The 12012-nt window shown below is 35.4% G+C and carries 12 protein-coding genes; all 12 read left to right on the top strand.

Annotated features, from left to right (window positions below):
• Positions 1 to 31 precede the first annotated feature (31 nt).
• The 12 genes from WAZ74_RS10230 (at position 32) to rfbB (ending at position 12010) form a co-directional block, all read left to right on the top strand.
• Positions 32 to 391, top strand: coding sequence for a prepilin-type N-terminal cleavage/methylation domain-containing protein (locus WAZ74_RS10230; protein ID WP_422308197.1), 360 nt, complete (start codon positions 32 to 34; stop codon positions 389 to 391).
• A 261-nt stretch (positions 392 to 652) separates the two neighbouring features.
• Positions 653 to 1921 carry a sugar transferase gene (locus WAZ74_RS10225; protein ID WP_422308196.1) on the top strand — a complete coding sequence of 423 codons (1269 nt, stop codon included), beginning with the start codon at positions 653 to 655 and terminating at the stop codon, positions 1919 to 1921.
• Positions 1921 to 3405, top strand: coding sequence for a mannose-1-phosphate guanylyltransferase/mannose-6-phosphate isomerase (locus tag WAZ74_RS10220; RefSeq protein ID WP_422308195.1), 1485 nt, complete (start codon positions 1921 to 1923; stop codon positions 3403 to 3405). Before WAZ74_RS10225 ends, WAZ74_RS10220 begins: the two co-directional genes overlap by 1 nt.
• A gap of 9 nt (positions 3406 to 3414) precedes the next feature.
• Complete coding sequence (locus tag WAZ74_RS10215; protein WP_422308194.1) at positions 3415 to 4782, top strand: flippase; 1368 nt, start codon at positions 3415 to 3417, stop codon at positions 4780 to 4782.
• Positions 4769 to 6157: a class I SAM-dependent methyltransferase gene (locus WAZ74_RS10210; RefSeq protein WP_422308193.1), complete on the top strand. Its 1389-nt coding sequence runs from the start codon at positions 4769 to 4771 to the stop codon at positions 6155 to 6157. Before WAZ74_RS10215 ends, WAZ74_RS10210 begins: the two co-directional genes overlap by 14 nt.
• 43 nt (positions 6158 to 6200) lie before the next feature.
• Positions 6201 to 7022 (top strand): TIGR04325 family methyltransferase, encoded by an 822-nt coding sequence (locus WAZ74_RS10205; RefSeq protein ID WP_422308192.1) that lies wholly within the window; start codon positions 6201 to 6203, stop codon positions 7020 to 7022.
• Positions 7009 to 7725, top strand: coding sequence for a class I SAM-dependent methyltransferase (locus WAZ74_RS10200; RefSeq protein WP_422308191.1), 717 nt, complete (start codon positions 7009 to 7011; stop codon positions 7723 to 7725). Before WAZ74_RS10205 ends, WAZ74_RS10200 begins: the two co-directional genes overlap by 14 nt.
• A gap of 1 nt (position 7726) precedes the next feature.
• Complete coding sequence (locus WAZ74_RS10195) at positions 7727 to 8677, top strand: hypothetical protein (RefSeq protein WP_422308190.1); 951 nt, start codon at positions 7727 to 7729, stop codon at positions 8675 to 8677.
• Positions 8678 to 9040, top strand: a complete 363-nt coding sequence (locus tag WAZ74_RS10190) for a sugar 3,4-ketoisomerase (RefSeq protein WP_422308189.1) — start codon at positions 8678 to 8680, stop codon at positions 9038 to 9040.
• Positions 9037 to 10125 (top strand): DegT/DnrJ/EryC1/StrS family aminotransferase, encoded by a 1089-nt coding sequence (locus tag WAZ74_RS10185; protein ID WP_422308188.1) that lies wholly within the window; start codon positions 9037 to 9039, stop codon positions 10123 to 10125. The genes WAZ74_RS10190 and WAZ74_RS10185 overlap by 4 nt, the downstream gene beginning before the upstream one ends.
• Positions 10122 to 10997 carry a glucose-1-phosphate thymidylyltransferase RfbA gene (gene rfbA / locus WAZ74_RS10180; protein ID WP_422308187.1) on the top strand — a complete coding sequence of 292 codons (876 nt, stop codon included), beginning with the start codon at positions 10122 to 10124 and terminating at the stop codon, positions 10995 to 10997. The genes WAZ74_RS10185 and rfbA overlap by 4 nt, the downstream gene beginning before the upstream one ends.
• The gene (gene rfbB, locus WAZ74_RS10175; protein ID WP_422308186.1) at positions 10994 to 12010 is read left to right on the top strand and encodes a dTDP-glucose 4,6-dehydratase; all 1017 of its coding nucleotides are present in this window, start codon (positions 10994 to 10996) and stop codon (positions 12008 to 12010) included. Before rfbA ends, rfbB begins: the two co-directional genes overlap by 4 nt.
• Positions 12011 to 12012: the final 2 nt, after the last annotated feature.

Raw genomic sequence — 12012 nt, 5'->3', positions numbered from 1 at the left:
CAAACTTCTAACTATAAAAGCTGATAGCTCCATGAGTACATCAAAAATACAAACGGGCTTCACTTTAATAGAAGTCATGATAGTAGTAGTGATTATCGGTATATTAGCTGCTATTGCCATACCCAGTTATCGTGAATATGTCCAAGATGCTCAAGAAAACTCTTGTCTAGCAGAAGCCAAAGTTTACAGTAATCATGTATATAATATACTTAATGATCAAAACGGTAGCATTCCACCAGCGCCAGTCATAAGCGCCTGTCAGTCAATTACTAATGCCATAGGATGGACGTTAGATACTCAACAAAAAATTATTGCTATTACTAAAGCTCCTTTAAATAGGCGCATCGAATGTGATATTCCTAATGGATCTCCTTGTCGACTATTGCTTTGATATCAAACGACTATCAATTATAATAAACACATTTAATACTATACCGCCTATTAGATAGGCTGTTCACTGTAGTGATTAGAGCTAAAAAATATTGATTAATAAATTATAAATATCTGCTCTTTATAGATGGAAATGGATGTAGATAGAAATGCTGAGTGGCTAATACTTATTTTATTTCAATGATATTATTGCTCCTGCATAACTTTACTAAAGCAAAGAAATGTACGAGCGATCGTTTTTTTAAAAGGCTATATTAGCTATATGCAGCAACATATTTGGCAATACTTAAGTATACGAATAATAGTAGGGTGGCTAGTTGTCTCGATATTGCCAGCGATAGTACTATTTTGGGAATATATCCTAACTAACAATATACTGATTACTCAGGTCAATAGTGTCGTTGCCAGTAGTATCGCGCTTATTTTGAGCTTAATAGGGCTTGAGCGTCTGACCCAGTTTCCGGGACAGAAATCCATGGTAACCGTGCTACCAACGCTATTAGCGAGCGGATTAACCGTGGGATTATTACTACTTATTTTTCGTTTACCGTACTCTGTCTATTACTTATCTTTGAGTGCAGCATCAGGGTTACTATTTTGCTTCATCTCGCAGATCTATCTGCGAGCCGTCACCCAAGCGACTATCGGTTACGTTCCTATAGGTCGCTGCCAAAATCTGTTAGATATCGAAGGTGTACGCTGGGTTGAGCTAACGCCTTGTTTTGAAACTGCTAGTCATCGACGCTTACCTTTTCATGCGGTAGTGGCTGACTTAGCTGATAAAGGCTTGTCAGCAGAGTGGGAGCAGCTATTAGCAGAGACGGCTCTACAGGGCACGCCAGTCTACAATGTATTACAAGTCAGAGAGTCATTGACTGGCCGTTTGCCGATTAAACATCTATACGAGAACAACCTAGGGTCGCTATTACCCTCGCAGAGCTACCTACTGATAAAGCGTCTGTTGGATACGTTAGCTATATTGATCACTGCCCCTATAGTAATACCTTTGGCTTTATTGGTTGCAATAGCTCTAAAGTGGCAAGGTCGTCATAGCAGTAGCACTGTACTATTTACGCAGCAGCGCATTGGACAAGGTGGTAAACTGTTCACCATGTACAAGTTCCGTAGTATGCTGCCATGTGCTGAGCAAAATGGTGCTCAAATGGCGACCAACGGCGATATGAGGGTGACAAAATTTGGTCGCTTTATTAGGCAGACTCGTCTTGACGAGCTACCGCAGTTTATCAATGTCTTAAAAGGTGAGATGAGTTTGATTGGTCCTCGTCCTGAGCAGCTCGACTTCGTGAAACGCTTCAATGAAACCATTCCTTTTTATTGCTATCGCCATATCGTCAAACCCGGTATCTCAGGATGGGCGCAAGTGATGCATGGATATGCTAGCGATGAAGATGAAACCAAGATTAAGCTTGAGCATGATTTTTTTTATATTAAGAATTTTTCTTTAACACTGGATTTATTGATTGTCATAAAGACGATTCAGACGATGATGACGGGATTTGGGGCGAAATAATGACGGCAATTAATAACCAAGGCACAACCGTTATCGTACCTGTCATTCTATGCGGCGGTTCTGGTACTCGCCTATGGCCGCTATCACGCGAGAGCTATCCTAAGCAGTTTTTAAAACTAGCAGGCGAGCATTCTCTGTTTCAACAAACCATAATACGACTTGCGTCTTTAGCTCAGAATAAGCTAAAAGTAGAAAAACCTATTATCGTGACCAACGAAGCGCATCGATTCTTAGTGTTGGATCAATTACATCAAATTGACCAATCTGCAACCATTATCCTAGAACCAGTAGCCAAAAACACCGCGCCTTCTTTGACATTGGCTGCTTTACAAGCTAATGAGCTATACGACAATGCGGTACTGATAGCATTACCTGCCGATCATGCTATTAGCAATGATAATGACTTTTGTACGACTTTGACTGCTGCTATTAGTGCGGTAATTACTGCTGATATTGTGATTGCCACTTTAGGGGTGACTCCTACTTATGCGGAGACAGGCTATGGCTATATAGAATGCCAAACCGTTGATACTAAGCTTAACTATCATAAAGTCGCTAGGTTCGTCGAAAAGCCTAATCTTCAGCGCGCACAAGCGTATATCGAGCAATCTAACTTCTATTGGAATAGTGGTGTCTTCATTGTCAAAAGCCAGTTTTGGCTAGCAGCTATTGAGAAATTCGATAATGCTGTCTTTCACGGCGTCAGTAGCGCTTGGCACACTAAAAAATTAGACACGCCTTTTATCAGACCTAACGCTGATTTATTCAAAGCTATACCCAGTAATTCTATCGACTACGCGGTGATAGAGCCTTGTACTAGTACAGATAGCAACTACCAGCTGGGTATGTTTGAGTTATCAACGGGATGGAGCGATCTAGGGACGTGGCAAGCGGTCAGTGACTACCAAAAGGCAGATAAAGCTGAGACTAATGACAATGTCTGGCTAGGGGATGTCATCGGTATTGATACTACTAATTGTTATGTCCACGCAGAGCAGCGTTTGGTTAGTCTATTAGGTGTGGATGATTTGATCATCGTCGATACCGATGATGCGCTATTGATCGCGCACAAGTCGCATAGCCAAGATGTCAAAAAGATAGTCAATAAACTGAATGAGGACAAGCGTGTAGAGGCCAATACGCATCGAAGAGTCTATAGACCTTGGGGCTGGTATCAAAGTATTGATGAGTGCGAGCGCTTTAAGGTTAAGCGTATCTGCGTGCAACCAAAAGCCAGTCTCAGCCTCCAAAAGCATCATCACCGTGCTGAGCATTGGGTGGTAGTCAAAGGTACTGCCGAGGTTACTTGTGGTAGTGAGACCCTATTGCTAAGCGAAAATCAGTCGACTTATATCCCTTTAGGGGTGACCCACCGTCTATCCAACCCTGGCAATATCCCTCTTGAGATTATAGAGGTGCAGTCAGGCAGCTATTTGGAAGAAGATGATATAGTCCGGTTACAAGATGACTATGGCCGTGGATGATATGCTGTAATGTGGCAGCGACTGCTCCAAATCAAAACCCAGCTACTGGCGCATGAAGGCTTTAGGCGCTACGGCGCTAATACTGCTTGGCTGATGGGTGAAAAGATACTAAGGATGTTTATAGGCCTATTCGTAGGTATATGGGTAGCCCGTTATCTTGGCCCTGAGCAGTTTGGTCTATTAAGCTACGCCCAGAGCTTTGTGTTTTTGTTTACTGCAGTAGCTACCTTGGGTCTAGACAGTATTGTCGTCAGAGAGCTGGTACGAGATGAGAGTCAGCGCGATGTCCTGTTGGGTACGTCATTTACTCTAAAGTTAATTGGTTCAATTTGTATATTGCCGCTATTATGGGTAGCAGTACAGTTCACCAGTAATGATAGCTATACCAATTTGCTGATATTTATCATAGCCAGTGGGACGATATTTCAGAGCTTTAATGTCATTGACTTTTATTATCAATCAACCGTGAAATCTAAATATGTGGCATTTGCTAATACTATTACCTTAGGGTTATCTAGTATTATCAAAATCGTGCTCATATTAAATAATGCGTCGTTAACAGCTTTTGCTATAGTAGGAGTATTTGATAGTGCAATATTAGGCCTAGGTTTAATTTACTTTTACACTTTAAAAAGTCATCATTTAATTAGTCCTTGGTGTTTAGATGTTTCTCTTGCTATTAGACTGTTATTAGATTCTTGGCCGTTAGCTATAGGCAGCTTTGCCGCAATAATATATATGCAAATTGATCAAGTCATGATAGGTACACTGAAAGATAGTAGATATGTAGGATATTATGCAGTAGCTGTAAAGTTAAGTACTCTTTGGTTATTTATTACAACTACAATTGTAAGTACATTTTCACCATATTTTACTAAAATTTTTCAAAAAAATATTGAAATGTTTGATTGTAGATTGCAGCTGATATATAACATTCTTATGAAACTATCTTTTTTGATTTGCATTACTATCTATTTAAATTCAGATTTTATTATTATTTATTTATATGGAAAAGACTACCAACCTGCAGTAAATATTTTAGATATTTATATATGGTCTAATATTTTTGTATTTATGAGTAATGCATCTTGGTTGTTTTACATCAACCATGAATTACATAAAATTGCATCATATCGTCTAGTAGTAGGTGCGATAATAAATGTATTATTAAATTTTTACCTTATACCGTTATATTCATTAAAAGGTGCAGCGGTAGCCACATTGATATCATATTTCATATCTAGTTATCTTGTAAATATTTTTTTTCAAGACACCAGAAAAAATTTCATATTTCAAACAAGAGCTATTATAAATGTTTTTAATATTAAATCTTGGTTGCCATCAAATTATATAAGAGTGTTATATGAAAATAAATGAAGAGTTAATAAGAAATAATAAAAATTCTGTTGATTTAATAGGATCAGTATTTACTTATGAGGAGAAATTACTTAGAGGTATTAATATTGAATTTATCGAGCAGACGAAAAATTTGTTATCCAGTGGTTTAATTGATGAATTAGTTGAAAATAATTTATTCCCTAAAACTCGTATTACTGATTACTCAAGCAGTATATTTGAACTTATAATTCAACATGAAAAAATAGATTTTGTTAGCTATTGCTTTGAATGGTCTTTTCATATGATGGTAGATGCAGCATTAGTAGTTTTAGAGGTTGAAGATATTGCTAATAAGTATGGTTATCAGCTTAAAGATCCGCATGCATACAATATTGTATTCAATAAAAATAAGCCAATATATATTGACTTTGGTAGCTTTGTAAAAAAAACTAATGATACAGCTTGGATAGGTATAAAGGATTTTTTATATGGTTTATATATTCCATTATATTTATTTTCAGAAAATTATGAAAATTTGGGACGTACTCTAATGTATCAATATAATCATTTGTCGGAAGACGAGTATTTAAGGTTATGCTATCCGATGATGAGAATGTTGCCAGTAGCGATTAGAAATATAATATTAAATTTGAATGTTTTGAAAGAAAAGTCAGACGAAAATATTGATTCTAGGTTTAGCTCAAAAATTGTTAGTGTAGCTCTAAAGTCAGTTAGAGATTTTCTCAACAATAATCGTGGAAAAGAATATTATAGGAAGAGAATTAATAAATTCACTCGAACTGAAGGTAAATCAACAGTTTGGGAAAGTTATCATACTGGTATATCTTCTGAAACGGATCCCCGTATGGTATACATAGGCAACACTATTAAAAAACTTAGTGGCATTGATACCTATCTTGAATTAGGAGCTAATCAGGGTGCTTTTACGAGATATATATCTGAAATAACGGAAATACCTAATATTCTTGCAGTAGACTATGATGAAGGTGCAGTAGATAAAATGTATCTTAATAATAAAGATAATAGTAAATTAAATATAGCATTAGCAAATCCATTTGTACCTGACATAAGTACATTTTATGGTGTTTTTATAGAAAGATTCAAAAGTGACATAGTTGTTTGCATGGCACTAACGCATCACTTAATTCTTACACAAAATCTTAGTATTAATTTTATTTTAGATACGATTTTTATACTCACCAAAAAATATCTAATCATAGAATTCATGCCATTAGGACTCTATGATGGTACGGAGAATAGTATAAAAGAATTGCCAAGTTTCTATACTGAGGAATGGTTTGCTTATCATCTTTCAAAACGAAGTACTATAATAGAGAAGAAAATACTAGAGAAAAATAGAATAGCTTTCTTTTGTAACAAAGATAATATTTAAATTTTTTAGAAGATTAATTTTTTATTTTGTTGAAGAATCCGATATGTTTAATGTTAAAGTAATATTAAGACTTGTAGTGCCACCAATCTTTATAAAAATAGTAAATTATTGGAGACGGTCAAAATATGGTTGGCATGGTAACTATAAAAATTGGCAAGAAGTTAAAGACGCTTCAACAGGGTATGATGATATAAAAATTGCAAATCTGGTTAAAGATAGCTTGCTTAAAGTGAAGAAGGGAGAGGTGGCGTATGAAAGAGACAGTGTACTGTTCGATGAAATTGAATATTCATGGCCTTTACTAGCTGGTTTAATGTATGCGAGTGCTAAATTTCAAGGAAGTTTAAGTGTTGTAGATTTTGGTGGGAGCTTAGGAAGTAGCTATTACCAGAATAAAAAATTCTTAGATAGGCTGGATTCAGTGTTATGGAATATTATTGAGCAAGAACATTTTGTCAAAATAGGTAAAGAATTATTTGAACATGATAATCTCAGATTTTTTAGAGACATAGAAAGTTGTAAGCTAAAAACCATGCATAATGTGCTACTGCTCTCTAGCGTAATTCAATACATTGAACAGCCTTATAGTTTAATAGACAAGCTACTCACATATTCTTTCAGATTTATTATTATAGATAGGACGCCATTTAGTCTATCTCAACAAGACGAGATCAAAGTACAGGTAGTACCCCCTAGCATATATAAGGCTAGCTACCCATGTTGGTTTTTGTCTGAGATAAAACTGAATAAACTATTGTCGAATCATGGCTATGTTCTTGTAGAAAGCTTTATTTCAGAGGAGGGCTATATTAAAGATGCTGTATTTAAAGGAGCAATCTGGGAGAAGATATGTGAAAATACTTAAAGATAGCTATTCACGTCAACAGTTTAACCCTGGTTTACTCGGCATCTTTATAAATCCTTTTTATTTTGCTCGAAAAGGACTATTCGAGAATATATCAAAACTGGGAGATCAGCTTGCAGGCCGATTGTTAGATGTAGGTTGTGGTAGTAAGCCTTACAAGAGTTTATTTCATGTAAATGAATATGTTGGACTTGAAATTGAAACAGTTGGCGAGATTAAATCGGTAGAAGCAGACGTCTTATATGATGGTAGTTATATGCCATTTTCTGAGAGTTATTTCGATTGTATCTTATGTAATCAGGTTTTAGAACATGTGTTTAATCCAGCTCAATTTCTTAAAGAGCTAAACAGAGTAGTAAGAACTGATGGTTTATTATTATTAACTGTTCCATTTGTATGGGATGAACATGAACAGCCTTATGATTATGCACGTTACTCTTCTTTTGGTTTAATTCATTTATTAAAAGAAAACGGTTTTACTATAATTGAGCATAAAAAAACTAATAATGGTATTGAAGCCATATTCCAATTGCTCAATGCTTACTTGTATAAAGTTACTTATATAACTAATCCCTATCTCAGACTGTTGATAACGCTTATTATTCATGCGCCTATAAATATCATTGGACTTGTTCTGTCTAAGTTACTTCCAAGAAATAATGATTTATATTTAGATAATATTATTCTGGCGAAAAAAATATAAAATGTATAACTATTGCACCCTATTCGACAGTAATTACTTAACTCGTGGCTTGGCTCTATACGAATCATTAAAATGTTATTCTACTGATTTTCATTTATATATCTTCGCCTTCGATAACAGAAGTTTAGATTTACTCAAAAAGCTATCACTTGAACATGCGACGATTATTGGGCTTTTAGAATTTGAAGATGAAGAGTTACTAGCTGTAAAACCCACGAGAGCAATAGGTGAGTATTGCTGGACTTGTACGCCCTCGGTTATCAAATATTGTTTAGATAATTATGATATAGATAATTGTACGTATGTTGATGCTGATATTTACTTTTACTCAGACCCATCGATATTAATTGAAGAGATGGAAGATAAGTCTGTACTGATAACTGAACACCGTTATACGCCTAAATATGATCAAAGCGCTATTAGTGGCATTTACTGTGTGCAGTTTATGACTTTCAAACGTGACAAGCGGGCAATGCATGTATTGAACTGGTGGCGAGAAGCATGCCTATTATGGTGCTTTAATCGATTTGAAGATGGAAAATTCGGTGATCAGAAGTATTTAGATGACTGGCCTGAACGATTTGAAGGTATACATGTATTAGTTGATTTAGGTGGAGGCGTAGCGCCTTGGAACATTCAACAATATGATTTAAAGTCTAATTCTATTGAACTAGTTTTTTATCATTTTCATGGCTTACAGTTCATTAAGGGCGATAGAGTTATGTTGAGTTCATATGATTTAACCACAGAGGATATCAACATCATTTATAAGCCCTATATAAGCCATCTCAATCAAATTCAAGCCAGATTAAATTCTGACGGTGAAAAATATGATTATCATGGAATTAGGCCAAATCTAAATTTTAATCGTAAAAATATACTAGGATTTATTAAACAAATAATAAAAAACCGACTTTTTTCTTACTCTCTTAACAGTCTATTGGAGAAATAGTTGTCATACTTATTAAAGCTCCCTACATATGAAGATGATCGAGGTCAGCTGACAGTAATAGAAGACTGTCTCCCATTTACGATCAAGAGATTTTATTGTATTTATGGGGTTAAATCTGAGAGGGGAGGTCATCGCCATCTCAAAACGACTCAAGCCTTATTGTGTGTGAGTGGAAGCTGTGAGATATATTTAGATGATGGTATCAAGCAGAAAACTATCGTTCTAGATAACCCTAATAAATGCCTTATTGTTGAACCAGCTGATTGGCATTTGATGCGTCAATTTTCTAATCACGCAACCCTCTTAGTATTTGCCTCTGAACTATATAATCCCATGGATTATATAGAGGATAAACCCTTATGATCGAGTATGAAAATCTTAAGAGGGTTAATCAAAAGCTTTTTACAGAATATGAAGATAGCTTTAGGGCGTTGTTAGACAGTGGTTGGTATATCCTCGGGAAGCAAGTTGATAGCTTTGAGAAAGAATTTGCAAGTTACTGTGGTGTTAAGCACTGCGTTGGTGTGGCATCAGGGTTAGATGCCTTAACCATCGCAATTAATGCCTTTGAGTTTCCGGTAGGTAGTGAAGTAATTGTTGCTTCCAATACTTATATAGCCACGATTATTTCTATTTTAAATAACGGACTTATTCCAGTACTAGTGGAACCAGATATTCAGACATATAATATAGATACTGATAAGATTTCGGAAAAAATAACCGATAAAACCTGTGCGATCATCGCTGTTCATCTCTATGGAAAAATATGCGATATGACAGCTATCATGTCATTAGCTCAGGCACATAGTCTTGTGGTGATTGAGGATGCAGCACAAGCGCATGGAGCCAGCCATAAAGATAAGAAGGCAGGTAGTTTTGGTATTGGCTGTTTCAGCTTTTATCCTACCAAAAATTTGGGCGCGTTAGGAGATGCAGGCGCTATTTTAAGCCATAATAAGGAATACTCTGACAAGATTAAATGGTTACGTAATTATGGCTCACAAGAAAAATATTATAATGATTATTTAGGCTTTAATTCTAGGTTAGACGAAATTCAGGCCGGATTCTTATCTAAAAAGCTTAAGATATTAGATGAGATTAACGCACATAAGAGGGCGTTGGCGCAGGTTTATTTTGAAAACCTATCTGATAAATACATTAAACCTGTTTTAGAAAAAGATAATTTTGATGTTTATCATATCTTTAATATTAGACATGAGTATCGTGATAGCTTAAAGCTTTATTTATTAAATCAGGATATTCAGACCGAGATTCACTATCCAGTTCCGCCTCACGAACAAAAATTTGTAAAAAATATTATCAGGCAAGATTATCCTATTAGTAGTTTGATTCATGAAACTACATTAAGTTTACCAATTTCATTCTTTCATACTGAAAGTGATGTCTTGAAAGTTTGCGAAACTATGAATAAATGGAAAAAAATATGAAAGGAATCGTTTTAGCGGGAGGAACCGGTACACGGCTTTACCCATTGACTAAAGGAATCGTAAAACAGTTATTACCTATTAACGATAAACCTATGATCTATTATCCTCTTTCAGTACTAATGCTTGCTGGCATTAAAGAGATTTTGATTATTTCCACTCCTAAAGATATTGATAGATTTGAAGATATTTTTGGGAGCGGTGATACTCTAGGTATTAGTATTTCTTATGCGGTACAAGAAAGCCCTAAAGGGATTGCAGAAGCCTTTATTATTGGTAAAGATTTTATTGGTTCCGATGATGTATGTTTAATATTGGGTGACAACCTTATATATGGTGAAGGCCTAATCCAGTTATTATCTAAAAGTATTGATATAGTAGAAAACGAGAAGAAGTGTGTGGTGTTTGGATATTATGTTGATAACCCTGCATCATATGGCGTTGTGGAGTTTGATGATAATAACCAAGTGGTTAGTATTGAAGAAAAACCCAAAAATCCTAAAAGCAACCACGCTTTAGTTGGATTATATTTTTATGATAACAGTGTTGTTGAAATTGCAAAGTGTGTTAAGCCCTCACACCGAGGAGAAGTTGAAATAACGTCGATTAATCAAGAGTATCTATTGCAGAATCGCCTTAAAGTAGAACTATTAGGTCGAGGCTATGCTTGGCTTGATACAGGTACTCATGAAAGCCTACTAGAAGCCGGCAACTTTATTAATGTTATTGAAAAAAGACAAGGCTTAAAAATTGCCTGCTTAGAAGAAATATCATATAAAAAAGGCTATATATCAAAAGAGCAGCTTATTGAAATAGGCAATAGCTTGGCTAAAAATAGCTATGGTCAGTATCTATTAAAGGTAGCCAGCTTGTGAAAGCATTATTAATCACTGGTGGACTAGGGTTTATTGGTTCAAACCTTTTAATATATTTGCTAACCAAGTATCCCAATTATGTACTAATAAATTTAGATAAGCTGACTTATGCAGGAAGTTTAAATAATGTTAAAGACATAGTGCAGCATCCTCGGTATAAATTTATTCAAGGTGATATTTGCAACAGAGAGTTGGTACAGTATATTTTCGTTGAATATGATATCAGAGGTGTCATTAACTTAGCGGCTGAAACACATGTGGACAATAGTATAAAGCAGCCCGACGTTTTTCTTCAGACTAATGTTTTAGGTACATTTACGTTATTAGATACTGCATATAAATATTGGATGGTTTCTCCATCTAACTACAAAAGTAGTTACGAGAATTGTATGTTTCATCATATCTCTACTGATGAGGTATACGGCAGTCTAGGCGAAACCGGCGCCTTTAGTGAAACAACACCGTATGCGCCTAATTCACCTTACAGTGCGAGTAAGGCAAGTAGTGATATGGTAGTGAGGAGCTATTATCATACTTATGCAATGAATACAGTTATTACAAACTGTTCAAATAATTATGGTCCTAAACAACATGATGAAAAGCTAATTCCTACTATTATTAGAAACGCTTTGTTGGGTAGTACTATTCCTATTTATGGTGATGGTAGCAACATAAGGGATTGGCTGCATGTAAATGATCATTGTGAGGCTATTGATTTAGTATTTCATTGTGGGAAAAAAGGCAGTACTTACAATGTTGGTTCAGATAATGAGCAGACTAATCTAGAAATTGCCCAAGTAATATGCGCTATTTTGGATGAGATGAGCCCTAAAAATATTTCATATTCTAAGTTAATAGAGTATGTAGAAGATAGAGCGGGTCATGATAAGCGTTACGCGGTAGATGCTTCAAAAATTGATAATGAGTTAGGCTGGTCTCCCAATAAGGAGTTCGAAATAGGTATCAGAGAAACAGTTGACTGGTATTTGAAATATTATAAAAATAAGTATTAAAT

Origin of the sequence: Psychrobacter sp. (assembly GCF_049295055.1) — a bacterium.
Classification (GTDB): Bacteria; Pseudomonadota; Gammaproteobacteria; order Pseudomonadales; family Moraxellaceae; genus Psychrobacter.
Note: the sequence above shows the minus strand (reverse complement) of the source record. Positions and strands in the feature narration are given on the sequence as shown.